The sequence below is a fragment of the Massilia sp. LjRoot122 genome (assembly GCF_964252725.1).
Taxonomy (GTDB): domain Bacteria; phylum Pseudomonadota; class Gammaproteobacteria; order Burkholderiales; family Burkholderiaceae_D; genus Telluria.
This window is the reverse complement of the sequence record NZ_CAXUPB020000005.1, coordinates 37,577-64,486: the sequence shown is the minus strand read 5'-3', so window position 1 is coordinate 64,486 and position 26,910 is coordinate 37,577. Positions and strand designations below refer to the sequence as shown.

Annotated in this window: 32 protein-coding genes and 1 tRNA gene; 11 read left to right on the top strand and 22 right to left on the bottom strand. The window is 66.3% G+C overall.

Annotated elements, in window-relative coordinates:
- Positions 1-130: 130 nt before the first annotated feature.
- Positions 131-664, top strand: a complete 534-nt coding sequence (locus ACSQ25_RS25715; protein ID WP_436108575.1) for an REP-associated tyrosine transposase — start codon at positions 131-133, stop codon at positions 662-664.
- A 54-nt stretch (positions 665-718) separates the two neighbouring features.
- On the opposite strand, the gene ACSQ25_RS25710 is transcribed toward ACSQ25_RS25715, so the two are convergent.
- The 9 genes from ACSQ25_RS25710 to ACSQ25_RS25670 form a co-directional block, all read right to left on the bottom strand.
- The gene (locus ACSQ25_RS25710; protein ID WP_436108574.1) at positions 719-1,291 is read right to left on the bottom strand and encodes a porin family protein; all 573 of its coding nucleotides are present in this window, start codon (positions 1,289-1,291) and stop codon (positions 719-721) included.
- A gap of 170 nt (positions 1,292-1,461) precedes the next feature.
- On the bottom strand, positions 1,462-2,058 hold the full coding sequence (locus ACSQ25_RS25705) for an alpha-ketoglutarate-dependent dioxygenase AlkB family protein (RefSeq protein ID WP_436108573.1): 597 nt from the start codon (positions 2,056-2,058) through the stop codon (positions 1,462-1,464).
- A gap of 246 nt (positions 2,059-2,304) precedes the next feature.
- Complete coding sequence (locus ACSQ25_RS25700; protein WP_436108572.1) at positions 2,305-2,667, bottom strand: hypothetical protein; 363 nt, start codon at positions 2,665-2,667, stop codon at positions 2,305-2,307.
- Positions 2,668-2,799: 132 nt separating this feature from the next.
- The gene (locus ACSQ25_RS25695; protein WP_436108571.1) at positions 2,800-3,177 is read right to left on the bottom strand and encodes an MAPEG family protein; all 378 of its coding nucleotides are present in this window, start codon (positions 3,175-3,177) and stop codon (positions 2,800-2,802) included.
- Between the two features lie 8 nt (positions 3,178-3,185).
- Positions 3,186-4,016 carry a Rossmann-like and DUF2520 domain-containing protein gene (locus tag ACSQ25_RS25690; protein ID WP_436108570.1) on the bottom strand — a complete coding sequence of 277 codons (831 nt, stop codon included), beginning with the start codon at positions 4,014-4,016 and terminating at the stop codon, positions 3,186-3,188.
- 1 nt (position 4,017) lies between these two features.
- Positions 4,018-4,596, bottom strand: a complete 579-nt coding sequence (locus ACSQ25_RS25685) for a DUF924 family protein (protein ID WP_436108569.1) — start codon at positions 4,594-4,596, stop codon at positions 4,018-4,020.
- Between the two features lie 47 nt (positions 4,597-4,643).
- Positions 4,644-5,393 (bottom strand): MgtC/SapB family protein, encoded by a 750-nt coding sequence (locus tag ACSQ25_RS25680; RefSeq protein ID WP_436108568.1) that lies wholly within the window; start codon positions 5,391-5,393, stop codon positions 4,644-4,646.
- A gap of 9 nt (positions 5,394-5,402) precedes the next feature.
- The gene (locus tag ACSQ25_RS25675; protein WP_436108567.1) at positions 5,403-5,669 is read right to left on the bottom strand and encodes a hypothetical protein; all 267 of its coding nucleotides are present in this window, start codon (positions 5,667-5,669) and stop codon (positions 5,403-5,405) included.
- Entirely contained in the window at positions 5,669-7,486 is a 1,818-nt protein-coding gene (locus ACSQ25_RS25670) for an aminopeptidase P family protein (protein WP_436108566.1), read from the bottom strand. The genes ACSQ25_RS25675 and ACSQ25_RS25670 overlap by 1 nt, the downstream gene beginning before the upstream one ends.
- A gap of 130 nt (positions 7,487-7,616) precedes the next feature.
- On the opposite strand from ACSQ25_RS25670, the gene ACSQ25_RS25665 reads away from it, so the two are divergent.
- Together ACSQ25_RS25665 and ACSQ25_RS25660 are read left to right on the top strand one after the other, a co-directional pair.
- A complete protein-coding gene (locus ACSQ25_RS25665) occupies positions 7,617-8,009 on the top strand; it encodes an MmcQ/YjbR family DNA-binding protein (protein WP_436108565.1) in 393 nt (130 codons plus the stop codon).
- A 76-nt stretch (positions 8,010-8,085) separates the two neighbouring features.
- Entirely contained in the window at positions 8,086-8,712 is a 627-nt protein-coding gene (locus ACSQ25_RS25660) for a hypoxanthine-guanine phosphoribosyltransferase (RefSeq protein WP_436108564.1), read from the top strand.
- Between the two features lie 109 nt (positions 8,713-8,821).
- Here ACSQ25_RS25660 and ACSQ25_RS25655 read toward each other — a convergent pair whose 3' ends face one another.
- The 5 genes from ACSQ25_RS25655 to ACSQ25_RS25635 form a co-directional block, all read right to left on the bottom strand.
- Positions 8,822-9,778 (bottom strand): NAD(P)H-dependent flavin oxidoreductase, encoded by a 957-nt coding sequence (locus ACSQ25_RS25655; protein WP_436108563.1) that lies wholly within the window; start codon positions 9,776-9,778, stop codon positions 8,822-8,824.
- Positions 9,779-9,860: 82 nt separating this feature from the next.
- Positions 9,861-10,778 (bottom strand): MBL fold metallo-hydrolase, encoded by a 918-nt coding sequence (locus ACSQ25_RS25650; protein ID WP_436108562.1) that lies wholly within the window; start codon positions 10,776-10,778, stop codon positions 9,861-9,863.
- A 1-nt stretch (position 10,779) separates the two neighbouring features.
- A complete protein-coding gene (locus tag ACSQ25_RS25645; RefSeq protein WP_436108561.1) occupies positions 10,780-10,986 on the bottom strand; it encodes a DUF1289 domain-containing protein in 207 nt (68 codons plus the stop codon).
- Entirely contained in the window at positions 10,986-12,452 is a 1,467-nt protein-coding gene (locus ACSQ25_RS25640) for a UbiA family prenyltransferase (protein WP_436108560.1), read from the bottom strand. Before ACSQ25_RS25640 ends, ACSQ25_RS25645 begins: the two co-directional genes overlap by 1 nt.
- Positions 12,453-12,513: 61 nt before the next feature.
- Complete coding sequence (locus ACSQ25_RS25635; protein WP_436108559.1) at positions 12,514-12,963, bottom strand: thioesterase family protein; 450 nt, start codon at positions 12,961-12,963, stop codon at positions 12,514-12,516.
- 118 nt (positions 12,964-13,081) lie between these two features.
- Here ACSQ25_RS25635 and ACSQ25_RS25630 point away from each other — a divergent pair, with 118 nt between their 5' ends.
- Complete coding sequence (locus ACSQ25_RS25630) at positions 13,082-13,513, top strand: CopG family transcriptional regulator (protein WP_436108558.1); 432 nt, start codon at positions 13,082-13,084, stop codon at positions 13,511-13,513.
- 22 nt (positions 13,514-13,535) lie between these two features.
- Complete coding sequence (locus ACSQ25_RS25625) at positions 13,536-14,744, top strand: extracellular catalytic domain type 1 short-chain-length polyhydroxyalkanoate depolymerase (RefSeq protein ID WP_436108557.1); 1,209 nt, start codon at positions 13,536-13,538, stop codon at positions 14,742-14,744.
- 105 nt (positions 14,745-14,849) lie between these two features.
- Here ACSQ25_RS25625 and ACSQ25_RS25620 read toward each other — a convergent pair whose 3' ends face one another.
- Positions 14,850-15,035 (bottom strand): cysteine-rich CWC family protein, encoded by a 186-nt coding sequence (locus tag ACSQ25_RS25620; RefSeq protein ID WP_436108556.1) that lies wholly within the window; start codon positions 15,033-15,035, stop codon positions 14,850-14,852.
- 136 nt (positions 15,036-15,171) lie between these two features.
- Between ACSQ25_RS25620 and argB the strand changes: the two genes are divergently transcribed.
- The gene (argB, locus tag ACSQ25_RS25615; protein ID WP_436108555.1) at positions 15,172-16,101 is read left to right on the top strand and encodes an acetylglutamate kinase; all 930 of its coding nucleotides are present in this window, start codon (positions 15,172-15,174) and stop codon (positions 16,099-16,101) included.
- 42 nt (positions 16,102-16,143) lie between these two features.
- A tRNA-Thr gene (locus ACSQ25_RS25610) sits at positions 16,144-16,218 on the top strand.
- Positions 16,219-16,240: 22 nt separating this feature from the next.
- Here the strand turns inward: ACSQ25_RS25610 and ACSQ25_RS25605 are convergent.
- The gene (locus ACSQ25_RS25605) at positions 16,241-17,131 is read right to left on the bottom strand and encodes a TraB/GumN family protein (RefSeq protein ID WP_436108554.1); all 891 of its coding nucleotides are present in this window, start codon (positions 17,129-17,131) and stop codon (positions 16,241-16,243) included.
- Positions 17,132-17,158: 27 nt separating this feature from the next.
- On the opposite strand from ACSQ25_RS25605, the gene ACSQ25_RS25600 reads away from it, so the two are divergent.
- From ACSQ25_RS25600 to pabB, 3 genes are read left to right on the top strand one after another with little or no spacing between them, the layout of a single operon-like run.
- Positions 17,159-17,887 carry a pyrimidine 5'-nucleotidase gene (locus ACSQ25_RS25600; protein ID WP_436108553.1) on the top strand — a complete coding sequence of 243 codons (729 nt, stop codon included), beginning with the start codon at positions 17,159-17,161 and terminating at the stop codon, positions 17,885-17,887.
- Between the two features lie 30 nt (positions 17,888-17,917).
- On the top strand, positions 17,918-18,496 hold the full coding sequence (slmA, locus tag ACSQ25_RS25595; protein ID WP_436108552.1) for a nucleoid occlusion factor SlmA: 579 nt from the start codon (positions 17,918-17,920) through the stop codon (positions 18,494-18,496).
- Positions 18,497-18,514: 18 nt separating this feature from the next.
- Positions 18,515-20,347, top strand: coding sequence for an aminodeoxychorismate synthase component I (pabB, locus tag ACSQ25_RS25590; RefSeq protein WP_436108551.1), 1,833 nt, complete (start codon positions 18,515-18,517; stop codon positions 20,345-20,347).
- 3 nt (positions 20,348-20,350) lie between these two features.
- On the opposite strand, the gene ACSQ25_RS25585 is transcribed toward pabB, so the two are convergent.
- Entirely contained in the window at positions 20,351-20,941 is a 591-nt protein-coding gene (locus tag ACSQ25_RS25585; protein ID WP_436108550.1) for a glutathione peroxidase, read from the bottom strand.
- Between the two features lie 42 nt (positions 20,942-20,983).
- A complete protein-coding gene (locus ACSQ25_RS25580) occupies positions 20,984-21,406 on the bottom strand; it encodes a CoA-binding protein (RefSeq protein ID WP_436108549.1) in 423 nt (140 codons plus the stop codon).
- A 100-nt stretch (positions 21,407-21,506) separates the two neighbouring features.
- On the opposite strand from ACSQ25_RS25580, the gene ACSQ25_RS25575 reads away from it, so the two are divergent.
- Entirely contained in the window at positions 21,507-22,130 is a 624-nt protein-coding gene (locus ACSQ25_RS25575; RefSeq protein WP_436108548.1) for a peptidoglycan recognition protein family protein, read from the top strand.
- Between the two features lie 3 nt (positions 22,131-22,133).
- On the opposite strand, the gene ACSQ25_RS25570 is transcribed toward ACSQ25_RS25575, so the two are convergent.
- The 4 genes from ACSQ25_RS25570 to ACSQ25_RS25555 form a co-directional block, all read right to left on the bottom strand.
- Positions 22,134-23,804 carry a serine hydrolase gene (locus ACSQ25_RS25570; protein WP_436108547.1) on the bottom strand — a complete coding sequence of 557 codons (1,671 nt, stop codon included), beginning with the start codon at positions 23,802-23,804 and terminating at the stop codon, positions 22,134-22,136.
- A 104-nt stretch (positions 23,805-23,908) separates the two neighbouring features.
- The gene (locus ACSQ25_RS25565) at positions 23,909-25,579 is read right to left on the bottom strand and encodes a serine hydrolase (RefSeq protein ID WP_436108546.1); all 1,671 of its coding nucleotides are present in this window, start codon (positions 25,577-25,579) and stop codon (positions 23,909-23,911) included.
- A 141-nt stretch (positions 25,580-25,720) separates the two neighbouring features.
- Positions 25,721-26,080, bottom strand: a complete 360-nt coding sequence (locus ACSQ25_RS25560; RefSeq protein WP_436108545.1) for a hypothetical protein — start codon at positions 26,078-26,080, stop codon at positions 25,721-25,723.
- Between the two features lie 380 nt (positions 26,081-26,460).
- Entirely contained in the window at positions 26,461-26,883 is a 423-nt protein-coding gene (locus ACSQ25_RS25555; protein ID WP_436108544.1) for a F0F1 ATP synthase subunit epsilon, read from the bottom strand.
- Between the last annotated feature and the right edge of the window lie 27 nt (positions 26,884-26,910).

Below are 26,910 nucleotides of genomic sequence, written 5' to 3'. Positions count from 1 at the left end.
CGCTCATGCGGGGTTTTTTTATTCCCGGAAACGAACGCGACTAACTCAAGGGCGTGTGTAAAATCTTCAGCGATTGGCCAGATGGCCTGGAATGTCCGCTGCCTTTGCAAGGGACGGACTGACGGAGCGTATGATTGATTACCGCGACAACCGCGTCCCGGGCGGGACGTTTTTTTTCACGGTGCGCCTGCTCGAACGCGGCAGCACCCTGCTGACAGACCATATCTCCGCCTTTGGCGAAGCCATGCGCCTGGCACGCGTGCGCAAACCCTTCCACGTCGATGCCTGGACGGTCCTCCCGGATCATGCACATGCGATATGGACATTGCCGCCGGGCGACCACGACTGCTCGAGCCGCTGGCGGGCCGTCAAGATCGCGTTCTCCAAGGCCTTGCGCAAGTCCACGGTGCCGGATGCCAACGATGGTGCGATCTGGGAACGCCACTACCAGCACTACCGGGTCGGCGACGACGACGAGTACGCAGCCCTGGTCGACTACACCCACACCGATGCCTTCCGCCACGGTTTCTGCAGCCACCCCCGCGAATGGCCGTGGTCCTCGCTGCACCGCTTCGTCAGCGCCGGCCATGCGATGCCGGCGCCGCAACTGATTGTGCCGCCTTGGGTGCACCGGCCGCAGTCGCACGGCTTTGCACGGCTGTGATCACAAAAAAACAAAAGGCCCCGCAGGGCCTTTTGCTTTTGATGCCGTGAACGCTTAGAAAGCGTACTTCGCGCCGATGGTCCAGACATCGGCCTTCGCGCCGAAGTCCTTGCTCTTGCCATAGCGCTCGTATTCGCCGATCAGCGAGACGTTCTGGTTCAGCTTGTACTCCGCGCCGAGTGCGCCATAGGCTTCGGTCTTGCTGCGGCTCATGTTCTGCACAGCATTGACCGTCTCCAGCTCGCTCTTGGTGCGCGCCGCACCCAGCTTGCCGTACACCGAGAACTGCTCGTTCACCGGCATGGTCGCCTTGGCGGCCAGGTAGAGCGCGTGACCGTCGGTCTCGCCGCGCGCGTTCACGCCGCCGATCGTGTAATTCACGTCCGATTTGCGGAAATCGGTATAACCCGCTTCGACGCCCCAGGTCTGGTTGAACTCGTAGCCACCGAAGAGCTTGCCGGAAGCCTTGTAGCCTTCAGTATCGGCATTCGAGGTGCCGGAGACCTTGAAGTCATGGTCAGCGCTGGCGATACCGGCGCCGACATAGGCGCGCGGTGCGGTGGTCTGGGCCTGGGCCGCCGACATGGCGGCGGCGGATGCGATCAGTACGACGAGAAGCTTTTTCATTACGCGAATCCTTTGACTGGTTCGCGATTCACATTGAATCGCGATGTAGCCAACATAGCATTCGTTTCTCTTAATAAAAGGCCTGAAACCCGTAAGAACTGTAAGCAAATGTAAATTGCTGACCGATGGGTTAGATATTTTATAAAAAGATCATGAAAATAGCGTGGTGCTTAATCGATCTTACGAAAAGTTAGGTTGATGCGCGGTCCAAGGGGACGTGCTGTTTTGTTGATGCCATGCATCCAATTAGCCTGCATGGCGCCGGCCATGAACAGCAGGCTGCCATCGGTCAGCGGCAGTTTGAGCGTCTCTTTGCTGAGCTTGTGGCGCAGGACGAAAGGCCGGGTGGCGCCGAAACTGACCGAAGCAATGGCCGGCTCGGACCCCAGTTCCGGTTCGTCGTCGCTGTGCATGCCCATGCTGTCGCGGCCATCGCGGTAATAGTTCAGGAGCACGCTGTTGTAGCGGCGGCCGGTGACCTCTTCGGCAGCGCGACGAATGGTGTCGAGCAGGGGCGTGAAGGGCAGCGGCGCCAGGCTCAGGCCCGAGTAGCGGTAGGCCTTGTCGCCATGCCAGGCGCTCAGGCGCGGCTGCAGGTGGCGCTTGCCGTAGACGGTCACGGTTTCTTCACGCCAGGCGGTTTCGGCGCGCAGGCGCGCCAGCACCTCGTCATTCGGCCAGGGCAGCGGCAACTGGGCCAGGAAGGCCAGTTCGCCGTCGCGGATCGGAATCGGCATCAAGGCCGGGGCTGAGGCAAATAAATCCATTGTCTTGTTTCATGGCTATGATGACGGTTTCCGCCACCACCGCATTTTCGCATGGACAAACGTCACTTCCTCGGCGCGGCGCTCACTGCCGGCGCCCTGCCTGCCGTCGCCGATGCAGCACCCCGGGCCGCGGTCCGCTCGACAAGGTCGCCGACCAGATGATGTTCAGCAGAAGCTGGCGTTTTCGCGGGCGTTCGCGCTGGATTTCGCGACGATCGCCGCATTGCCGGGTACAGGCCTAAGGTATCAGGCGTAGGCTTCGGCCAAACTCATGACACGTGGCGTCACGTTGACGCCGACGTTGCCGAACAGGGCTTCGAGCGCGGCCAGGTTGGCGGCGCACTCCTCGGCTTTCCAACCGCTGAACAGGTCGGTGCCATCCTTCTGGAAATGCAGGTCCAGCACCTTGCCCTTGTCCTTGTGGATATAGCCCTGCTGGTGGGTGTTCTTGAAGCCGAGTTCGGCCAGGCCTGCCAGCACGGTTTGCGGCGGATTATCCGGATCCGTGGCCAGGAAGACACCGAAGGTCTTGCCCGGCGGCTTGGCGGCGACATCGACATCGTAGATGCCCGGGGCCTTGGTGACGCTGGTGCTCTTCAGGAACAGCATGTGATCTCCTTCTCCTGTTGCCGTCCGGCGGCATCGCGCAAAGGCGCGGCTGGCGGATCGGTTGGTCGTTGTAGCATCACAGCTTATTGCTCTCCGGGAACTTTGTCGATCAATCTCTGCGCTTTTTTCGCTTTAGCGCAGCAATAGACCCCAAACGGTGCCGCCAATTAACAACGCACAAGCCAGCATGCCGATAACAAAGCCAAGTTCCCGCCGCGCCGGGTCGCGGTAATAGCCGAGCGCGTAGGCGATGCGGCCCAGGCACCACAGCAGGCCGCCCGCCGCCGCCCACAGGTCGCCCAGGTAGAAAGCGCACAGCCACAAGGGCACCAGCAGCAGCGGCAGCTGTTCGAGGGTATTGGCCTGCACCCGCTGGCAGCGCAGGAATTCTTCGGGGCCGTCCATGATCGGTGCCGGGATGTCGTGGCGGATGCGCGCGCGGCCGGCGTTCACGCCGGTCCAGAAGTACACGCCGAGTGCGGCCAGGGTGGCCCAGGCGGTGAAAAACATGGAAGCTCCTATGGATGGGTCAACTTGCGGCGGGCCAGGTCGGCGGTCGGCGCCACCAGCGCTTCGTACAGGCGGCCGGTCGCGGGATCCCAGCGCGTGACGGCGTCCTGCTGGCGCGCCACGGTGGCGAAGTCGCCGCGCGCGACGGGGCCGCTGAGCGCCGCCGCGGGACCGATGCGGAACACATTGGCCAGTGCCTCGGTGGCCAACGGCCGCGCCAGTTCGCGCGCGACGTCTTCCGGCACCCCGGCTGCCGCGTAGGCGCGCAGCGCCGCGTCGACCACGGTCACCAGGTAATTCGACGCGAATACGGCGGCCGCGTGATAGACGGTTTTCGCGGCCGGGTCGATGCGCACCAGCCGTGCGCCGATCGCCGTGAACGCCGGTTCCAGCAGGGCCAGCGCGGCGGCGTCGCCCTCGACGCCGCAGAAGGTGCCGGCGAAATCCGCCGCCACCGCGGCCGGATCGGCGAAGCTGCGCACCGGATGCACGCTGGCGACCAGGGCGCCGGCGTCGCGCGCCGCCGCCAGTTCGCCGGATGCCTTGGCGCCGCTGCAGTGGAACACCACCGCCCCTTCCAGGGGCTGGGCTTGCGCCAGCGCGGCGCAGGCCGGGGCGATCGCGTCGTCGCCCACCGCCAGCATCCACACCTGGGCCGGGCGCAGCTGGGCCATGCCGGCGCAGGCGCGGCCGGCACCGATGAAGACCACCGCGTCACGGGCACCGGCTTCGCTGCGGGTCAGCACATCCTGGATCGCGAAGGCGCCCGTGGTGGCGAACCGGCGCCCGAGCGCGCGGCCGACGTGGCCGGCGCCGACCAGGTTCAGCGTCGGCGCCACGTCAGAACCCGGAGCCGGGCAGCGCCAGGTAGGCCAGCTCCTCGGGGTTCGAGGCGCGGCCGAGGATCAGGTTCCGGTGCGGGAAGCGCCCGAAGCGGGCGATCACGCCGCGGTGGCGGTGCGCATAGTCGAGCGCCTCGCCGAAGCCTTCGTGCTGGGCGGCCAGCTCGGTGAACAGGGTCACGGCCTGTTCCTGCATGCGCGCGTCTTCCGCGTGCTCGAAGGGCATGTAGACGAACTGGCGCTCGACCGGGCTCAAGGCCAAGTGCTCGCCGGAGTCCACCAGTTGGCGCGCGGCGAGCAGTGCCAGGGTGTCGCCGCCGAAGGATTCCGGCTTGCCGCGGAAGGCATTGCGGGTGAACTGGTCGAGCACGAGGATGCGCGCCAGCGTGCCGCGCGGCCCCACTTCGTCCCATTCGCGCAGCCCGCCGGCGACGGCTTGGGCAATCAGGCCGCCGAAGCGTTCGCGCAGTGCGGCATCGAAGGCCTCGTCCTTGCGGAACCATTCGATGCGCTGTTTGCCGTGGCCCGGGCTGCCCTCCGGCAGGAACCAGAAATCGAGGACGTCTTGTGCTTGCATTGATGAACCCCAGTAATGGATATAGCGCGTTATTCTTGTTTGATTTTTTAATTGCGGGCGTGGGACAGCTGGAAGGCTTCCAGTCCCTCGAACGCGGCCAGCTCCTGAGCCAGCTCCGACAGCGGCGCGCCGCTGCGGTTCGACAGCGCCAGCGCCACGAAGCGCCATTCCTGGCGTCCCTCGTCGCTGCTGATCGTGAGCGAGCTGCCGGCGATCTCGTAGCCGCGCTCGAGCGCGGCCTGGCGCAGCACTTCTTCGCGCGGCAGCACCTGCGGCTTGAAGCGCATCCGCACCGCCACCGCATGGCGCGCCGGCAGGATGGTCTCGAGGCGGTTCAGGTAGATCATGATCATGCCCGAGAAGAAGGCCAGGCCCATCGCCGCCAGGTAGAAACCGACGCCGACCAGGATGCCGATCGCGGACGAGGCCCAGATCGAGGCCGCCGTGGTCAGGCCGCTGATGTTGAAGCCTTCGCGCATGATGACGCCGGCCCCGAGGAAGCCGATGCCGGTCACCACGCCCTGGATGATGCGGGTCGGGTCGACCGGCGCCAGCACGCCGCCATGGCCGCCGTACCAGAAGTCCGGATAGCCGGCCAGGATGGTCAGCGCGGCCGAGGCCATGCACACCAGCCCGTAGGTGCGCATGCCCGCGGCGCGGCCGTGGTAGGCGCGTTCGTAGCCGACCAGCAGGCCGAGCGCCAGCGCGCCGGCCAGGTGCAGCAGGATCAGGCCATTGGTGATGATGCTGGCTTCGGACCAGTAGGCGGCAAGCAGTGCATTCGGCAAAGGAGGCATGGATGGACCTTACGCTCCCGGCTTCTTGCGCACCAGCTGCTTTTCGAAGGCTTCGTCATGCTTGCTGATGCGCTTGACTTCCTGCGGGCCGAGGCCGTTCACGAAGGCGACGAAGTCGTCCAGCTCGAGCGGCGCGTTGAGCGCGGGCGCGCCGGGCGCCTCGGACAGGTAGAACAGGCCGTCGCCGGTGCGCGCCATCGAGTAGGCACTGTTCCCGGTGCGCTTCTTGAGGCGCTCGACCGCCGCGCTGGCGCGGGTGGAACGGGAGCTGGCCATCAGATCGCCTCCGTGCGCTTGAAGAGCCAGTCGCGCGCCGCGCCGCGCACGTGCGGCTCCAGGCGTGCACGCACGGTGGCGTGGTAGGCGTTCAGCCACGCGATCTCGTCCTCGCGCAGCAGCGCGCGCTCCAGCGGGCGGGTGTCGATCGGGCACAGGGTCAGGGTTTCGAAGCCCAGGTAGTCGCCGAACTCGGTGGTCTCGACCAGCTGGTTGAGCACCAGGTTCTCGATGCGGATGCCCCAGCGTCCCGGACGGTAGATGCCCGGTTCGATCGAGGTGATCATGCCCGGCTCCATCGCGGTATGCGGGTCCGGCGGCACCGCCGGCGAAATCGTCTGCGGGCCTTCGTGCACGTTCAGGAAGTAGCCGACGCCGTGGCCGGTGCCGTGGCCGTAGTCGATGCCGGCGGCCCAGATCGGGGCGCGCGCGATGGCGTCGAGCAGCGGCGCGCGGGTACCGCGCGGGAAGCGGGTCGCCGACAGGTTGATCAGGCCTTTCAGCACCAGCGTGTAGTCGCGCTTCTGGGCGCTGGAGGGGGTGCCGACCGGGATCACGCGCGTGATGTCGGTGGTGCCGCCCAGGTACTGGCCGCCCGAGTCGATCAGGAGCAGGCCGTCGCCTTCGATGACGGCGCAGCTCTCTTGCGCGGCGCGGTAGTGCATGATCGCGCCGTTGGCGTTGAAGCCGGCGATGGTCGAGAAGCTCGGGCTGATGAAGTTCGGGCGGCGCGCACGGGCGGCCGTGATGTGGGTGTCGATCGCCACTTCGTCGAGTGGCGCGCGGCCGGCGTTTTCCAGCTCCTGCTCCAGCCAGGAGAAGAATTCGCACAGGGCCGCGCCGTCCTGCTCCATGGCGGCGCGCACGTTCACCGCTTCGCTGTCGAGCTTGCGCGACTTGGCGAAGGTGGTCGGGTTGATCGCTTCGACCACGTTGACGCCCTGGGCCACCGCGGCGCGCATGCCGGCCGTCACGCGGCGCGGGTCGAGCAGCAGGGTGGCGCCGTCCGGCAGCGCCGCCAATGCGGTGGCGGCATTCGCGTAAGGCGCCAGGTGCACGCCGTCGGATTCGAGGCGCGCGCGCACGTCAGCCGGCACCTTGCCTTCGCCGACGAACAGGGTGGCATCGGCGCGGCCGATCAGCGCATGCGCCAGGAACACCGGGTTGAAGCTGACGTCGGCGCCGCGCAGGTTGAACAGGTAGGCGATGTCGTCAAGCGTCGAGATGACATGGAAGCCGGCGCCATGCTGCTCCATCGCGGCGCGGGTCGCAGCCAGCTTGTCGGCGCGGCTCATGGTCGCATAAGGCGGCAGGTGCTCGAACACCGGATCGGCCGGCAATGCAGGACGGTCCTGCCAAACCTCGTCGAGCAGGTCGACGTCGGTCCGCAGCCGGATGCCCTTGGCGGACAGTGCATCCGACAACAGGCGCGCGCCGGCCAGGCCGAGCACGCGTGCATCGACGGCGACCGTCTGGCCGGCGCTCAGCTTGGCGGCCAGCCAGTCGACATGCATCTGGCTCGCCGCGCCCGGGATCTTCATCAGGGCGATCTCGCTGCCGGCCAGTTCGGTCTCGGCCTGGGTCCAGTAGCGGCCATCGGTCCACACCCCCGCGAAGCCGGCGGTGGCGATGAAGGCGCCGACCGAGCCGGTGAAGCCGGAGAGCCACTCCCTGCCCTTCCAGTGCCCGGGCAGGTATTCCGACAGGTGCGGATCGCTCGACGGCACGACGTAGGCGTCGATGCCGGCGCGCGCCATCGCGCTGCGCAGTTGGGCCAGACGATTGCTGCGGGCTTGTTCGAATTCGGGAGTGGACATGGCTTGGTCGTTCGTTGTTTTCCAAGCCACGTATGATACGCCGCAATGCGCCTATGTGGCGCTCCGGTTTATTGCATGACGTCAACTAAAGGCCGCCATCTCACGGCGGGCGCGCTACAATGGCGCGCACATGAACCACACGACCGGCCTCGAGGCCGGCACAGGAGACACCATGGATTTTGAAGCGGCCAAGGCCCTCTGCCGCAGCCTCCCCGGCTGTACCGAAGACACCAAGTGGGACCACGACACCGTCTTTTCGGTCGGCAGCAAGATGTTCGCGGTGACCAACAAGGACGGCCCCTCGACGGGATTCAGCCTGAAGGCCGACGACGAGCGCTTCCTGGAACTGACCGACCGGCCCGGCATCGTTCCCGCGCCCTACCTGGCCCGCGCCAAGTGGGTCTTCGTGACGCCGGAAGCGCAGCTCGACGACGAGGAGTTCGCCGCCCTGCTGCGCCGCTCCTACGAGCTGGTATTCGCCAAGCTCACCCGCAAGCTGCAACGCGAAATCAGCGGCAGCTGATTCCAACAGGAACGCCCCCGTGCACCCGATTGGCGCATAATCAAACCGCCATCTTTACACCAGAAGACAGAACGACATGCAAGACTACCACCATGACCGCGCCCGCGCGCTCCTCGCCAACGCCACCCAGATCGTCACGCCGGAAGAAGTCCTGGCCGCGGTGGCACGTGTCGCCGACCAGCTGAACGCGCGCTTCGGCAATCCCCAGGACAAGGCCTTCCCGCTGGTGCTGGGCGTGATGGGCGGCGCCGTCGTGTTCACCGGCCACCTGCTGCCGCAGCTCGACTTCCCGCTCGAGTTCGACTACATCCACGTCAGCCGCTACGGCGACGCCGACCAGGGCGGCCAGATCGTGTGGAAGGTGATCCCGCGCCAGGACGTGGCGGGCCGCACCATCGTCGTGGTCGACGACATCCTCGACGAAGGCGAAACCCTCGCCCACGTCAAGCAGCGCCTGCTCGACATGGGCGCGGCCGAAGTCATCGTGGCGGTGTTCGCGGACAAGGACCTCAAGCGCGCCAAGCCGATCAAGGCCGACCTGGTGGGCCTGACCCTGCCGAACGAATTCGTGGTCGGCTTCGGCATGGACGTCTACAACTACTGGCGCAACCTGCCGGGCCTGTGGTCGATCAGCCCGGACGACCTGAGTTCGGCCGAACCGGCGCCGCCGTTCCCGACGCCGGACGCCAAGCGCCTGGATTGATGTTGTAGGGTGGGCGGATCTCCCGCCCGCGCGTTCAAACAGTGCTTGAGCGGACGATGCGCGTTATCTCACGGTGTAGTTGAACGCGCGGACGGCGAAGCCGTCCACCCTACGTCAAACTGAGGCGGGCACGCGCGGCGGCATATTCCGCCTTCAGCCGCGCGACCATCTCGGCCACCGTCGGCACGTCGTCCATCAGGCCCACGCCCTGGCCGGCGCCCCAGATGTCGCGCCAGGCCTTGGCGCTGCCCGCGCCGAAGCTCATCTTGCTCTTGTCCGATTCCGGCAGGTTGTCGGGATCCAGGCCGGCCGCGACGATCGACTTCTTCAGGTAGTTGCCGTGCACGCCGGTGAACAGATTCGTGTACACCACGTCGGCCGCCGTCGATTCCACGATCGCGTCGCGGTAGGCGTCGGTGACGTTCGATTCCCTGGTCGCCAGGAAGCGCGAACCGATGTAGGCGAAATCGGCGCCCATCGCCTGCGCCGCAAGGATGGCGTCGCCGGTGGCGATCGAGCCGGACAGCGCGATCGGGCCACTGAAGAACTTGCGCACCTCACCCACCAGCGCGAACGGCGACAGCGCACCCGCATGGCCGCCGGCGCCGGCCGCCACCAGGATCAGGCCGTCCACGCCCGCTTCCAGCGCCTTTTCCGCATGCCGGATCGAGACCACGTCGTGCAGCACGATGCCGCCGTAGGCGTGGACCGCGTCCAGCATCTCCTTCGGCGGCGCGCGCAGCGAGGAAATGATGATCGGCACCTGGTGCTTCACGCAGACCTCGACGTCGTGGGCCAGGCGGTCGTTCGACTGGTGCACGATCTGGTTCACCGCGATCGGTCCCACCCTGGCGCCCGGATTGGCGGCCTGGTAGGCGGCCAGTTCGCCCTGCAGCTCGGTCAGCCAGGTGTCGAGCAGCTCGGCCGGGCGCGCGTTCAGGGCCGGGAAGGAACCGACGATGCCGGCCTTGCACTGGGCCGCCACCAGCGCGGGGCCGCTGGCGATGAACATCGGCGAGGCGATGACGGGGAGGGACAGGTCTTGCAGCACGGGTGGCAGCGTCATGGAAGGCTCTCGTTAGTCGGTTGATCAAATCACTCAGGGCATTATGCCGTGAAAAAAGAACGATCGTGCTAGATTTTTGACTCTAAACATCCAGTAGCCGGTCTGCCTCCACGCGCGCGGCGCCGGCGCGCACCAGGGCAGCCACGGCCCACTGCGCCAGTTCCTCCCTGCCCCGGCCCAGCAGCTTCACGCGTACGCGCTCGACCAGCGGGATCGCGGCCAGCACTGCAGGCAGGGTGGCAAGCGGCAGCGTGCGCCGCTCCAGCAGCAGGAACTTGAGCAGCACCTTGACCGCGTTTTCTCCGTTGCGCACCGGGTCGGCGCTCAGATAGTCCAGGCGCGAACGGGCCCGCGCCAGGGCTCCGGCCACGTCGCCGAACAGGGCCCCGTGGCCGGGAATGACAACGCGCGGATCGAGCGTGGCGATCAGGTCGAGCGTCGCGCCGGCTTCGTCGAAACCCGGCTCGCCGCTGAGCTCCGGGAAGATCACGCCGAAGCCGTTTTCCCACAGCGCGTCGCCGGAAATCAGGATGCCCTCTTCTTCGCAGAAGAACAGCAGGGCGTGCGGATCGTGGCCGGGCGCCGCGGCGACCGTCCAGTGCAGGCCGCCCAGCACCAGGCGATCGCCCGGCGCCAGGGTCGCATCGAAGGAAAAGCGTGCGCATTGCTGGCCGGTGGCGCGGTAGCTGAGCGCCTCCTCGTCCCAGGCGGCGACCTTGGCCGCCTCCGCTGCCGGAATCGCGATCCGGCAGCCATAGGCGGCCGCCAGCAGTGCATTGCCACCGCAGTGGTCCGAGTGCAGGTGGGTGTTGAGCAGGCGCTCGAGCGGCCGCGCGCCGAGGGCCTGGCGCAGCAGCGCCAGGGTCTGCGGCGCGTGGGTGACATAGCCGCTGTCGACCAGCGCCGTGCCTTCGCCGCCCGTGAACAGGACGTTGTTGGACGAGAGCCAGCCGCGCTCGAAGACCTGGATCGACGATGGAAGCGACGGGCCCCGGCTCACCTCAGCCCCAGTCGATCTCGGCTTCGCGGCGCCGGATCTCGGCCCACACGGCGCGCTTGTAGTCGTCGCCGGCGCTGCCCCAGGCGACGATCTCGTCGATCGTGCGCAGGCAGCCCCGGCACAGGCCGGTGGCGGGCTCCATCTGGCATACGTTGATGCAGGGCGAAGGGACGGGGCTTTGCAGTTCGGGTTCGAGCGTCAGGGGCATCAGAGTACGACGTTAAGGTCTAAAAAATAAGCGCATGCCATGATACCGCCCATCGCGAAAACCACCATCCGGCTGCCGCGGTCCTTGAGCGCATACAGGACCGGGTCGTCGTCCATTTCATCGCGCCCGGTCTTGATCCACAGGCGTCCCAGCCAGTAGATCAGCATGGCCGCCGCGCCCCACAAGAGCGTCGGGCTGGCGTAACGCGCCTGGGTCTCGGGTGCGTTGATGTAGAGGCCGAACACGACCACTGCCGACATCGCCGAGGCCAGGCCCATCGGCCACAGCACGGCCAGGTCGGCCACGCGGTAGTCGCGTCCGCGCGTGCTGATGCCGCCGCTGCCCTGCAGGGACTTGAGTTCCGAGCAGCGCTTGACCAGCGCCAGGCTGAGGAAGACAAACAGCGAGAAGGCCAGCAGCCAGGAGCTGGTGTGGATGCCCACCGCCACCGAGCCGGTGACGATGCGCAGGGTGTACAGGATCGACAGCGCCATGACGTCGACCAGCACGTATTCCTTCAGGCGCCAGCTGTAGATGGTGGTCATGACGACGTAGGCCAGCAGCATGCCGGCGAAGCCGGCGTTGACGGTGAAGGCGAGCCCGAAGGCGACGGCCAGCAGGAGCACGGCCGCCGCGACGCCGGAGGTGATCGGCAGCACCCCGCTGGCAAAGGGACGCAGGCGCTTGCGCGGATGCAGGCGGTCGTTGCCGAGGTCCCACAGGTCGTTGGCGATGTAGGTGGCGGAGGCGGCCAGCGAGAAACACAGGAAGGCCAGCAGCATGGTGGCGATATCGGCTGGCGCGAACGAGAACGCGGTCAGCATCGGGACGAACAGCAGCACGTTCTTGGCCCACTGGTGCACGCGCAGCGCCTTGCGCCAGACCTTCAGGCCGGCGGCCGGGCGGGCGAACTCTTTCTCGACCACGTGCTCCCTGCGCACCTGGCGCGCCAGCGATGCCGACGCGCCGACCAGCACGGCGGCCTGGGCGCCTTCCCAGACGGTCAGGTCGGCCGGGCTGTCGCCGGCATAAGCGAAATGCGAACCCAGTTCTTCGCGGATGGCGGCCAGCTTGTTGCTGCCCTTCAGGTTGCGGGTGCTGTCGGTCGCCAGCACGCGGTCGAACAGGCCAAGGTGGGCGGCGACGCCGTCGGCAATGCTGTGGTGGGCGGCCGTGGCCAGCACGATCTCGCGTCCGGCCGCTTTTTCGGCACGCAGGTAATCGAGCAGCTCGGTGCGGTAAGGCAGCTGTTCCGCCCGCAAGCTGACACGCCGGGCGATTTCCGTTTTCAGGGTTTCGCGGCCGCGCAGGAGCCAGAACGGCAGGCGCAACAGGCTGAGAGGCGACTGCCGGGCCAGCACGAGTACGGACTCGACCAGGGTATCGGTCAGGGTCAGGGTACCGTCGAGGTCGACGACCAGCGGCACGCCAGCGGCGCCGCGCTCAGCCTGTTGAGAATTCAACATACGCACCTGAAAAATATAAAGTTGACATTCCACTATGCATGAATGTCAGCAGCGGGTCACGCTATTTTGCGCCTTGTTCATGGCGGGTCAATGACATCTCTTGCTTGCGCGCCAGCCTGCCGGCGAAACGTTCCGGGTCGATCAGATGGCGCTCGTGCACGCCCTCGCACACCTTTTCCACCTCGTCCCAGGCCTCGACCCGGAAGCGCACGCGCCTGCCATCCACTTCCAGCACCTCGCCGCGGATGGTGAGCGTCATGCCCGGCGGCGTCGGCGCCAGGTGGCGGAACTCGACCATCGTGCCCAGGCTCTGCTCGCGCGGCCAGTCAACAAAAGGCATCAGGCCGTGCAGGCAGGCCAGTTCCATCATGCCGACCAGGTAGCCGGTGGCCAGCACCTCCGGCATGTCGCGGCAGAAAGGCGTGTCGTGGTAGAGCTCGGGCACGCTGGCCCGCCGGGGGATCGTATAGCGCCATTCGAAGCAATGGCCGAGTTGTATTTCTGCACGCATGTTCGCAGATTAACGCAGCCTGTCCCATTTGGGGTGTTCTCCGTCGCATGATCGGCGTACACTCCCCAGACCATCCAGATGGATGGTGCAAGCGTGGCGTAAGGAAGCGAAGGGCATCATGACCAGGGAAATAATGAAAGCGGCAACACGGGAACCGGCGCGACCGGCGGATTCGGAAAAGATCACGATCAACCTGGGGCCGATCGACCTCGGACAGATCGACCTGCTGGTGAGCGAAGGTTTCTATGCCAACCGTTCCGACCTGATCCGCACGGCGATCCGCAACCAGTTACTGGCGCACGCCGACGTGGTGCGCCAGACCGTGGCGCGGCGCAGCCTGGTGCTCGGCATGCACCACTACACGCGCGCCGACCTGGAGCGGGCCCGCGAGGCCGGTGAACGCCTGCAGATACAGGTACTGGGGCTGGCCAGCATTGCCCACGACGTCCCGCCCGAACTGGCGCTGGATACCATCGAATCAATCGTCGTCCTCGGAGCGCTGCATGCCAGCAGCGCGGTCAAGGCGGCACTAGCCGGGCGCATCGAGTGATCGCGCCGGCCAAAGGACAAGCATGAAATTGAATCTCCACCTGCTCGCGCAGATGCGCAAGGCCACCAACGCCTTGCTGAAGAAAGGGCCGGTGGACACGACGGCCATCGTCCAGGAAGCCATGAAACACGCGACCGCCTTCCAGCGGCCCACCCCGGCTCCCGGCTCGCCGCCGCCGATGCGCGACATCAATCCACCGCCGCAGGGCGCGGCCGCCAACGACGACGCCAGCCAGGAAGCGGCGCGCGAACGCGTCGCCACCGACGTCGTCCCCGACATGCTGGCCAACCTGCAGCGCACGATGGACTCGGTGCGCGAACAGTTCGGCGGCCTGAATGGCGGACTGGGCGGGCTGGGTGGCCTGGGCGGCACCGGCACGGAAAGCAGCAACCCGTGGCCGGGCAGCTTCAGCAGCGGCAGTTTCGGCAACGAAGCCGGCACCCGCGACTACAAGCTGTATGTGCCGAGCACGCTGACGGAAGCACCGGCCGCCCTGGTCGTGATGCTGCACGGCTGTACCCAGAATCCCGACGATTTCGCGCACGGCACGCAGATGAACGCGCTGGCGGAAGAACTGGGCTGCCTGGTCGTGTATCCGGCCCAGTCGCAGGCCGCCAATCCCTCACGCTGCTGGAACTGGTTCAACGAGACCGACCAGCAGCGCGACCGCGGCGAGCCCTCGATCATTGCCGGCATCACCCGCGACGTAATGGCACGCCACGCGGTCGACCAAAGCCAGGTCTTCGTCGCCGGACTGTCGGCCGGCGGCGCCATGGCCACCATCATGGGCACGCTGTATCCGGAGCTGTATGCCGCCGTCGGCGTTCACTCGGGGCTGCCGTTTGCCGCGGCCAGGGACTTGCCCTCGGCACTGGCGGCGATGAAGGGCGATTTCCGCCGCAGCCAGGCGCCGGGACGCACGGTGCCGATCATCGTGTTCCACGGCGACCGCGACACCACCGTCCATCCTGCCAACGGCGACGAGCTGGTGGCGCAGGTCCGCGCCAAAGGTGCGCGCCGGACCGCGGTGGAGCCGGGGCAGGTGCCGAACGGCCACGCCTACACCCGCACCATGCACCACCACGACGACGGCAGCGTCCACGCCGAACACTGGCTGATCCATGGCGCAGGCCACGCCTGGTCGGGCGGCGATGCGCGCGGCAGTTATACCGATGGCAAGGGACCGGATGCGAGCCGCGAAATGATGCGTTTCTTCCGGACGCAGCGCTGAGCGTAGGGTGCACGGCTTTGCCGTGCGCGCGTCCAAACTTGGCTAAAACTGCCCGCTCGGCTATTCCATTGCTGGTCGAACGCGCGGACGGCGGAGCCGTCCACCCTACAACATCCGGCGTTTCGCTAGTTCGACTTCGATATGGGCGCGCAGGCAGGCCGGGCACCAGCAGCCGGCGGCTTCCTGCGGTACGGGAAGCGCCGGCGGCAAGGCGGTGCACCAGCAGGGTTCAGGGCTGCCGTCGACCATGGCGCAGCCGAATTCGGCGCCGCAGCGGGTGCAGGTGCTCATCGTTTGCTCCAAGTGAAAACGTTCATTGTCCGGTACGGCAAGGATCAGGCCAATAAAATACAACAAAACCCCATATAATCAGCACAAGTCATATCCCCTTGCCTTAAAATCTTGCGACATTTATTTTGGACCCTCCATGAACGCTACCCTGAGCAGCCTGAATCCCGACGACCAGCCCAATGATCTGACCAAGGTATCGCCGCAGATCAAGGCGCAGATCCTGGCCGAGGCGCTTCCGTACATCCGTAACTTCCACGGCAAGACCATCGTCATCAAGTACGGCGGCAACGCCATGACCGACGAGCGCCTGAAGCACGGCTTCGCCCGCGACGTCATCCTGCTCAAGCTGGTGGGCATGAACCCGGTCGTGGTGCACGGCGGCGGTCCGCAGATCGACAACGCGCTGAAGAAGATCGGCAAGCAGGGCAGCTTCGTGCAGGGCATGCGCATCACCGACGAAGAAACCATGGAAGTGGTCGAGTGGGTGCTGGGCGGCGAGGTCCAGCAGGACATCGTCATGCTGATCAACCACTACGGCGGCCAGGCGGTGGGCCTGACCGGCAAGGACGGCGGCCTGATCCGTGCACGCCGCATGGCGATGCCGGACAAGGAAAAGCCGGGCGAATTCCTGGACATCGGTTTCGTCGGCGAGATCGAGGCGATCAATCCGGCCGTGGTCAAGGCGCTGCAGGACGATGCCTTCATCCCGATCATTTCGCCGATCGGTTTCGGCCAGGACGGCCAGGCCTATAACATCAACGCCGACGTCGTCGCCGGCAAGATCGCCGAGATCCTGAAAGCCGAAAAACTCATCATGATGACGAATATCGCCGGCGTGCAGGACAAGACCGGCAAGCTGGTCACCGACCTGTCGGCGCGCGAGATCGACGAGATGTTCGAAGACGGCACGATTTCCGGCGGCATGCTGCCGAAGATCTCGTCGGCCCTGGACGCGGCCAAGTCGGGCGTGAACACGGTCCACATCATCGATGGCCGCATCGAGCACAGTTTGTTGCTGGAAGTCTTGACCGAACAGGCTTTTGGCACTATGATCCGGTCTCACTAAATTTTTTGTGGCGGAAACTTCGCCACAAGAGATGACCTGAATGCCCTTGTAGCTCAGTGGTAGAGCACTCCCTTGGTAAGGGAGAGGCCACGTGTTCAATCCACGTCAAGGGCACCACTCCCCTCCCGCAGTAATCCCCTCAGTAGATCCGCTCCACCTTGATGCCGCGCTTGCGCAGCAGCTCCGGCAATCCGCCTTGTCCCAGCAGGTGCAGCAAGCCCACCGCCACCACCGCATTGTTTTCGCGCGCCAGCAGCGAGGCCACCTTGTCCGCCATCGGTCCGTTGCGCTCGTCGAGCAGGATATCGCGCATGAACTTGCCGGTCAGGCTGTCATCGCTTTGCACCCGCTGCATCAGGCCGTCCTGGACCTTGCGGTCGGCGCGCTCGTAGGCCTCGAGCATCTCGCGCGTCTCGCGCAGCTGGCGGCCCGAGGCCATGTTGTCCAGGGTTTCTTCCAGCAGCTGCCATTGCTGCTCGTCCGGCAAGCGGTTCAGCAGCGAAGCTTGGTACTGCATCGTCTCGAGTTCGGCGACGCGGGTCTTGCCCTGGCGCGCCAGCGCGGCAAGGTGTTCGTCGACGCTGAGCGCCGGGTCGTAGCCCAGCTTGACGGTGTCGAGCACGGCCAGCATCGTCATCAGCATCCAGGGCTTGAACTGCGCCACCGCAGCCGGATCGATCCCCTGCTTCCTGAGCGCGCCTTCGATGCGCGCGCGGCGCTCGGGCGCCAGGCCCGCATAGCCCGGGCTGCCGGGCGCGAACATGCCATGCTGCCGGACCGCAGCCGCGATGGCGTCAGGATTGCCCGACATGTCGATTTCCAGCACTAGCGTGGGGGCGGCCGCCATTGCCGCCCGGATGCGCGGCTCGAGCGGATAGAAGTCGGCACGGCCGACGTGCATGGTGCCGTACAGGTACAGTGTCTTGCCCTTGTCGGTGGCCTTGAACAGCGCCCCCCGTTCCGCTGCCAGCGCCTGGAAGGCCAGCAGGAACAAGCTGAAGAACACCACTATAATCGGACGTCGCCGCATTCACTTCTCCTTGTTGTGCTTTAAACCGTGCCAAATCATAACCCTGCTTCTCCCGTCTGGCTGTTTGATCTCGACAACACCCTGCATGACGCCTCGCATGCGATCTTCCCGGCCATCAGCGCGAACATGAACACCTATATCGCGCGCGTGCTGGGTGACGGCGGCACGCCGGCCAGCCAGGCGGTCGTCGACGCCGCGCGCCTGGGCTACTGGAAGCGCTACGGCGCCACCCTGCTCGGCATGATCCGCCACCACGGGGTATCGGCGGCCGACTTCCTGCACATGACGCACGACCTCGGCGCCCTCGACAAGCTGGTGCGCGCCGAAAAGGGCCTGGGCACGCTGCTGCGCCGCCTTCCCGGCCGCAAGATCCTGCTCACCAATGCGCCGACGCGTTATTCGACCGACGTGATGCGCCACCTGGGCCTGAGCCGCCATTTCGCCCACCACGTCGCGATCGAGCACATGCACGTGCACCGCCAGCTGCGGCCCAAGCCTTCCAGCCTGATGCTGCGCCGCCTGCTGCGCAAGCACGGCGTGGCGGCGCGCCGCTGCATCCTGGTCGAGGACACCCTGGCCAACCTGAAAAGCGCCAGCCGCCTCGGGCTGCGTACCGTCTGGGTGACGCAATACCTGCGCATGAGCGACCCGATCGGCAAGGCGCCACTGCCGCGGACCCTGAAACGCCCCGGTTACGTCGATGTCAAAGTAAAATCCGTGCGGCAACTACCGGCGCGCCTGCACCGGCTGCGTTGAAACGACGACCAACTACTGATTAGGGATCACATGGCAAGCACCAAGCCGGGCCAGCGCAAGCTGCAAATCCTCCAGGCCCTGGCCTCGATGCTCGAGCAGCCGAAGGGAGAGAAGATCACCACGGCGGCGCTGGCGGCGCGCCTGTCGGTATCGGAGGCGGCGCTGTACCGTCACTTCGCCAGCAAGGCGCAGATGTACGAGGGCCTGATCGAATTCATCGAGTCGAGCGTGTTCGGCCTGATCAACCAGATCGCCGAGCGCGAAGAAGACGGCGTGCACCAGGCGCATGCGATCCTGCAGATGCTGCTGTCCTTCGCCAGCAATAATCCGGGCATGACCCGGGTGCTGATCGGCGACGCCCTGGTGGGCGAGGACGAGCGCCTGCAGCAGCGCATGAACGGCTTCTACGACAAGGTCGAGCTGGCGTTCAAGGGGGCCTTGCGGGTCGCCGTCACCCAGGGCCATGGCGTCGAGACCGACGTCGCGGCGCGCGCCAGCCTGCTGGTGAGCTACGTGACCGGACGCTGGCACCGCTTCGCCAAGAGCGGCTTCAAACAAAACCCGGCCGAAGGCACGGCCCTGCAGCTGTCGCTGCTGCTGGCAGCGTAAGGCTGCAAGCGAGGCACCATGGACACCCAGGAAGTCTTTGCGCTGCTGGACGATGCAGGCAGCTCGGGCGAAGCCCGCTCGCGCCTGTACAGCCGCCACGCCGGCACGCTGCGCTGTAGCGAGGCAGCCGGCTGGCCGCAGCTGCTGCAGGAGATGCAGGAGGCGCTGGCACGCGGCCTGTACGCGCTTCCCCTGCTCAGCTACGAACTCGGGGCGCAGCTGCAGGGGGTGCCCGCGCACGCGGTCGACAGCGCGCTGGCGCAGGTGCTGCTGTTCGAACAGTGCGAGCACCTGGACGCGGCCCAGGTCGAGGCCTGGATCGCCACCCGCGCCACGACCGGCGAGCCGGCGGGCGTGGCCGGTGTCAACCCGAACGTCGACGAAGCCGCCTTCACCGATGCCATCCGGCGCATCCGCGACTACATCGCCGCCGGCGACACCTACCAGGTCAATTACACCTACCGCCTGCGCTTCGAGGCATTCGGACCGCTGGTCAAGCTGTATGCGCGGCTGCGCGCGCGCCAGCGCGTGCCCTACGGCGCCCTGGTGGCGCTGCCTGGCGGCGAAGCCCTGCTGTCCTTCTCGCCCGAACTGTTCGTGCGCCACGATGCCGGCGTGCTGACGGCACGCCCGATGAAGGGCACGGCGCCGGCCAGCGGCGACGATGCCGTGGACGCGCAGCGCTCCGATGCGCTGTCCCATGACACCAAGAACCGCGCCGAGAACCTGATGATCGTCGACCTGCTGCGCAACGACCTGGGACGGGTGGCGCAGACCGGCAGCGTCGAGGTGCCGGCGCTGTTCGAAGTGCGCCGCTACGGCGCCGTGCTGCAGATGACCTCGACCGTGCAGGCGCGCCTGCGCGCGGACGTCAGCCTCGAACAGGTGTTCGCCGCGCTCTACCCCTGCGGCTCGATCACCGGCGCGCCCAAGCGCCGCACCATGGAGATCATCCACGAACTCGAAGCGAGCGCGCGCGGCATTTATACCGGCGCGATCGGCTGGTTCGATCCTCCCCAGGACGGCAAGGCCTTCGGCGACTTCTGCCTGTCGGTGCCGATCCGTACCCTGGCCCTGGGCGCGTCCCAGGGCGGCACCCGCCAGGGCGAACTGGGCGTCGGCGCCGGCATCGTCTACGACAGCGATGCGCCTTCCGAATTCGCCGAATGCCAGTTGAAGGCGCGCTTCCTGACCGGCCTGCCCAACGAGCTCGAGATCTTCGAGACCCTGCGCGCCTCCTGGGACGACGGCTGCCGCCACGTCGAACAGCACCTCGACCGCCTGGCCGCGTCCTGCCGCCATTTCGGACTCCCCTTCGACTTCGGCGCCGCCCGTGCCGCCTTGAACGAGGCCTGCCTCGCCCTGCCCCCCGGCCAGCTGCACCGTGTGCGCCTGGCGGTGGACCAGGCCGGTGCGCTGAACCTGCAGGCAGCGCCATTGACGCCCCTGGCCGAACCGGTGACGCTGCTGCTGGCGAGCGAGACGACGCACTCGGGCGACCTGTTCCTGCGCCACAAGACGAACGTGCGCAGCCGCTACGACGCGGCCTGGCGCGCCGCCGAGGCGCAGGGCGCCTTCGACTGCCTGTTCTTCAACGAGCGCGGGGAACTGACCGAGGGGGGACGCAGCAATGTGTTCGTGCGCTTCGGTACGGCCTGGTATACGCCGCCGCTGTCCTGTGGCCTGCTGCCGGGCGTGATGCGCGGCGTGATGCTGCAGGCGCCGGCCTGGAACGCGAGCGAGCGCGTGATCACCCGCGAGATGCTGGAAGAGGCGGACGACATCGTCGTCTGCAATGCCCTGCGCGGGCCGCTGCGCGCCGTCATTCTCGACGACGGCAGCCTAGCTTGAGTATTACGGAGCGAGTGCCTGCTCGATCTTGCCGACCAGCGCAGGATCTTCCGGGGTCACCTTGCTCGGGAAGTGCTCGAGCACCTTGCCGTCGCGGCCGATCAGGTACTTGGTGAAGTTCCATTTCGGCGCCTGGCCGGTGGCTTTGGTGAGACTGGCGTGCAGCGGGTTGGCTTCCGGGCCGGTGACCACGCTCTTGGCGAACATCGGGAACTTCACGCCGTAGGTGTTGAAGCAGAGGTCGGCGATCTCTTTCGCATTGCCCGGCTCCTGCTTGCCGAAGTCGTTCGACGGGAAGCCCAGCACCACCAGGCCGCGGCCGCCGTATTTCGCGTACAGCTTCTCCAGCCCTTCATACTGCTTGGTGAAGCCGCAGTAGCTGGCCGTGTTCACGACCAGCACCACCTTGCCGGCGTACTGGCACAGGTCCTGCGGCGCGTCGTCCTGCAGGCGCTTGAAATTCTGCTTGAGGATGGCCGGGCAGCTGGCCGGCATGCGTGCGGCAGCTGGTGCGGCCGCCGCCTGTGCTGCGGCCGGCGGAGCGATGACGGCTGCGGCGAGGGAGGCGAACAGCAAGGCGGTGGTCTTGATCATGGCGGGAGTTCCCTGGTTGGTGATGCCACGATTGTACCGCGCTTACCCTCTCAGGCTGCGGTGCTCGATCTTGATGCAGTGGTTCATGACGACGTCGAGCCCGGCGGCGCGCGCGAGGTCGGCGGCGGCCTGGTTCTCGATGTCGAGCTGCATCCACAGGCAGCCGGCGCGCACGGCGATCGCATCGCGGGCGATCGGCGGGATGTCCTCGGACTTGCGGAAGCAGTCGACGATGTCGATCCGCTGGCCGCCGCCGGCGAGGGCGTCGGCCGCTTCCTGCAGCGTGCCGTAGACCGTTTCGCCCAGGATGGAGTCGCCCGCATAGCTCGGGTTCACCGGCACGATGCGGTAGCCCTGCTCCTGCAGGTAGGCCGCCACCTCGTGGCTGGCGCGGTCGGGTTTGTTCGACAGGCCGACGATGGCGATGGTCTTGCTGTCGCTGAGGATCTGGGCAATGCTTCTCATGATGGAATTCGGTAGGTTCAGGGCTCAGCCTCAGCTTATCAGATTTGCATCATGCGCGCTTTCATGGAAAGATGCGGGCTCATCCCCAATCGAGCATGCCATGCGCCTGACCGCCCTCTCTTCCTTCACTGCCCTTGCCCTCGCGCTGGCCTCCCTGTCCGCCCATGGGGCCGAACCGCTGGCCGCGGTCGAACGCGCGATCGTCCCCGTCGCCGCCTGGGGCGGCACCCCGGCCGACGCGGGCAAGGCGCGCCGCCACGCCATCAGCCAGATCACCCTGCACCACCAGGGCGAGCCTTTCAAGCCCGGCACCGACCCGCAGGCCTACCTGCGCCGCCTGCAATCCTGGTCGCGCACCAGCAAGGGCTGGCTCGACATCCCCTACCACTACGTCATCGACCTCGACGGCCGCGTCTACGAGGCGCGCAAGATCGATTTCGCGGGCGACACCAATACCGACTACGACCCGTCAGGACATGCCCTGATCGAGGTGGTCGGCAACTTCGAGGAAGTGGAGCCGAACCAGCAGCAGCTCGACGCGGTGGTCGACCTGATGGCGCTGCTGGCGGCGAAGTACAAGGTGTCGCTGGACGATATCAGGAGCCACCGCGATCACTCGGACAAGACCGTGTGCCCGGGCGCCAACCTGTACCGCTACGTGAAGGAGGATTACTTCCGCCACAAGGTGGCGCTGCGCCTGGCCGGCGAGCAGGCCAGGCGCTGACGCTCAGAGCCTGCGGGCCGGGATGGTGCGCCCGCCCTGCTTCAGCACGAAGCCCTGCCCGGCCGCCGGTTCGAAGCTGATCTCGGCATCCACGTCGTTCGAGAAGAACACGGTCTCGCTCATCGGGAAGATCTCCAGCTTGCCCTGGCCGGTGGCCTGGGCAAAATAGCGGTCGCCGTCACGGGTCAGCTCCATCACGAAGCCCGGGCGCAGCTCATAGCGGCCGACGCGGCTGTCGAAGCTTGCGTTGGCAATCTTGACCGCCTGGCGGCCGGCCGGCGCGTCGCCGGTACGCGGATGCACCAGTGCGTTGCCATCCTGGTGCAGGGTCATCGCGCTGACCTTGCCGCCGGCGTCGCGCTGGAAGGCGAACCAGTCGAGCGCACCCGGCACGAAGAACTCGTTGGCGGATGCGGCCTTGAGCGCCACCGGCGGACGGCCACTGCGCTGCATGACCAGGCCGTCGCCGCTGCGGCGGAACACGCGCTGCACACCCTTCTCCACCTCGTAGGTGCCGGCGACGGCATCGAGCGCCGCACCGTCCAGCGCCACCTCCTTGAACTCGCGGTAGGGCTTGCCGATGGCGATGCCGGCCGCCTTGCGCGCCACCACGCCCGGATTCGCCGGGCCGCTGTCGCTGTTGGTCAGCACCGCCACATAGACCTTCTGTTCCGGGAAGCGCAAGGCGTAGGTGCTGAAGCCGTTGATGCCGCCGCCATGGCCCATGCTGGTCTCGCCCTGCACCTTGTCGACGTCCCAGCCATAGCCGTAGCCGGTGGCCTTGCCGTCGCTCAGGCGGTAGGAAGTGAACGCTTGCTTCCAGCTGGACGGCTTGAGCAGGCGGCCGGCGCCGATCGCCGCGTCCCAGCGCGCCAGGTCGTCCACGGTCGACACCAGCGAGCCGGCCGCATAGGGCTGGGTCATGCTGAGCGGCTTGGCGGCGCCGAAACCCTGGGCGCCGCGGCTATGGCCGGCGGCCACCGGCGCCTTGCTGTTTCCAAAACCTTCGTAATAGGTGTCGCGCATGCCGAGCGGCTTGAAGATGCGCTGCTCCAGGAAGTTCGCATAGGACTGGCCCGAGATCTTCTCGATGATCGCGCCGAGCAGGAAGTAGCCCGAGTTGTTGTAGCGGTACTGGCTGCCCGGCTCGAAGTCGAGCGGATCGTTCTTGAACGAGTCGATCATCTGGGCCACGCTCATGTCCTGCGCCATGCCGGCCATGTAGCCCGGTTTGCCGGTGTAGCTGGCGATGCCCGAGGTATGCGTCAGCAGGTGCTCGATACTGATCTTCTTGCCCCTGGTCGGATAGTCCGGCAGGTGCTTGGTGATGTCGTCGTCCACCGACAGCTTGCCCTCTTCCGCCAGCATCAGGATGGCGCTCGCCGTGAACTGCTTGGTGATGGAACCGAGGCGCAGCGCCATCTCCGGCGTCATCTTCACGCCCTTGGCGGTGTCGGCCAGGCCGTAGGCCTTGCGCAGCACGGGCTTGCCGTCCTTGACCACGATGACGGTGGCGCCGGGGACGTCGGCCTTGAAGTAGGGCGCGATCGAGGCGTCGATGCGGCCGGCCATGTCCTGCTCGGCGAGCACGGACCTGGGGGCTTCCTGGGCCTGGGCGGCCTGCGGTTGGCACAGCAGCAGCACGGCGGCGCAGATGGCGGTACGGAGCAGCATGGTCAGTCCCTTTCGATTGTTGTGGAGGCGCAGAAAAGAATATGCCCGGCTTGCCTGGATGGCAAATGCCGGGCGACAGAAGAGCGTTTATGCGGCCCAGGCGGTCAGATACGGCGACCGGTGACGTTGCGGCTGCCCTGCTTGAACATCAGGTTCTGGCCTTCGAAGCTGATCTCGGCGTCGACGTCGCGCGAGAAGAACCGGGTTTCGCTCAGCGGGAAGATCTCGACCCGGCGCTGGCCGCTCGGCTGCACGAAGTAGCGGCTGCCCACGCGCGTGACTTCGAACACCATGCCCGCCTCGATCTGGTAGCGGCCCGCGTGCGCATCGAAGGCGGCGTCCGCGATCTTCGCCACGATCCGCGGCGGCGGCGCCTCGCCGCTGCGGGTGTGCGCCAGCGCCCTGCCGTCCTGGTGGTAGGTCACGCCGGTCACCTTACCGGCAGCATCGCGCTGGAACACGAACCAGTCGGCCGTGTCGGGCACGAAGAATTCGTTGGCCGACATGGGCTTCAGCACCAGGGGCCCGCGGCCGTTGCGCTGCAGGGAGAGGAACTCGCCGTCGCGGCGGAAGACGCGCTGCGTGTCCTTGTCGACGCTGTACACGCCCGCTACCGCATCCAGGCTGGCCGCGTCCAGCGCGATTTCCCTGAATTCCGGGAGCGGCTTGCCGATGGCGACGGCGGCCGCCCTGCGCGCCACCACGTCCGGCACCACCATGCCGGCGTCGCCATTGGTCAGCACCGCCACATACACGCCCTTGCTTGGGACGCGCAGGCCGTAGGAACGGAAGCCGCGGGTCGAGCCGCTGTGGCCGATGGTGGGTTCGCCCTGGATCAGGGTCATCTCCCAGCCGTAACCGTAATTGCTGTCCTTGCCATCAAGCAGGCGATAAGACGTGAAGGCGCGCTGCCAGGTGGCCGGCTTGAGCAGCTTCCTGCCGACCGCCGCATCCCATTTCGCCAGGTCGTCCACGGTCGAGACCAGCTCGCCGGCCGCATAGGACTGGTTCTTGCCGAGCGTGCGGGCCGGGCCGAAGCCTTTCTCGGCGGGTGAATGGCCGGCGGCGCTCGGCCACTTGCTGCGCTCGTAGCCTTCGTAGGCCGTATGCTCCATCCCGAGCGGCGCGAAGATGCGCTGTTCGAGGAAGGCGTGGTAGGGCTGGCCCGAGACTTTTTCGATGATGGCGCCGAGCAGGTAGTAGCCCGAATTGTTGTAGCGCCAGGTGCTGCCCGGCTCGAACTGCATCGGGTCGTTCTTGAACGAGTCGATCTGGGCCGCCACTGTGATGTCTTGCGGCGCCCGCTGCGCAAAACCCGGCTTGCCGGTGTAGCTGACGATGCCCGAGGTATGGGTCAGCAGGTGCTCGATGGTGATCTTCTTGCCCTGGGTCGGGTAGTCCGGCAGGTACTTGCTGATCTCGTCCTCGACCGACAGCTTGCCTTCATCGGCCAGCATCAGGATGCCGGTGGCTGTGAACTGCTTGGTCATCGAGCCGATGCGCATGGCCATCTCGGGCGCCATCTTCACACCCTTGGTAGTGTCGGCCATGCCGTAGGCACGGCGCAATACGGTCTGGCCGTCCTTGACGACCAGGACGATGCCGCCCGGCGCCTCGGCCGGGAAGTAAGGGGCGATGGTCGCGTGGAGGCGGAAGGACAGGTCCTCGAGGGCGCGCTTGCTGAGCGGCTTGTCCTGGACGGTATCGAAGGCAAACGCGGCCTGCGGCTGGCACAGGAGCAGCGCGGCGGCGCAGATGGCGGTACGGAGCATCATGATCGGCATTCCCTTGTTGTTATGGAGTGCCGTGACTGTATTTGCGGCCCCGATCAGCCGCAATCGCCAGCCGATAAGTGGTCGTTCGGATGGGTCAAGTGGTGGCTATCCGGGGGCGAACGGGGCGCTCCCAGGCGCGCGTCAAGGCAGCCGGGCGGCGAGGAACAGCCAGATCACGGTCATCAGGAGGATGCCGGTCACGGTCACGCAGGAGCCGGTGAAGAACAGGGCCGACAGCATGGTGGCGGACAGCACCCTTTCGAACAGGAAGCCGAGCATGAAGTCGAAGGTGGCCAGCACCGACCAGCGCCGCATGTAGACCGGCAAGTAGCGGCTCATGCGCCGGTTATGTTCGCGCGCGGCATGGCGTTCATAGAGGTTGCGGGCGGCGCTGACGTCGCGGAACAGCCAGCCGAAGAAGAGGAAACGGTACAGGGTCTGGCCGAAGGGGGATTCAACCGCCTGTGTTTGCTGCTCGCGAGGTTCTGGAGGGAGTGCCATGGTCCGGCCCGACGATTCTCATGCTGGAATGAGGATACTAAGCCGGAATGGGACGCGCACCCGTGCGCTGGTTAACCGTGCGCGGCATTCGATGCTGCCAAACATTGCGGCAGAACAAGTGCCAATAAAAAAGGCAGCCCGAACATCCCCATCCCGGGGTCAGGTCCATCCCGGGGTCAGGTCTGACATTCGGACACGACCTCGACCGTGTGCGCAGTTACGAACAGCGGCAATGCAAGAACCAAGTGCGCGGCAAGGCTGAGCCTGTGTCCAAATGTCAGACCTGACCCCCATAAGTGCGCAAGAGTGCGCCCATGCTGGGCGCACATAAAAAAGGCAGCCCGAAGGCTGCCTCTTTGTACCGCAGACGCGGATGCTGCTTAGCGTCCTTTCGAACGCAGCTTCTGGATCGCCGCCAGCTGCGCGATCGCCGCGGCCATCTCGGCCTGGGCTTTCGCGTAGTCGATCTTCGATTCCTTGTTCAGCATCAGCTCTTCGGCCTGCTTCTTTGCTTCCAGTGCCTTCGCTTCGTCCAGGTCGCCACCGCGGATTGCGGTGTCGGCCAGCACGGTCACGCCATTCGGCTGCACTTCGAGGATACCGCCCGCGACGAAGACGAACTCTTCGCCGCCGCCGGCTACCTGGATCCGTACAGCACCTGGCCTGATGCGCGTGATCAGCGGGGTGTGCTTCGGGTAGATACCCAGCTCACCCGCTTCACCCGGCAGCGCGACGAATTCGGCCAGGCCGGAGAAGATCTGCTCTTCGGCCGAGACCACGTCCACTTGAATAGTGTTTGCCATGTCTGTCCTTCAGGTTAAGAGACTAGC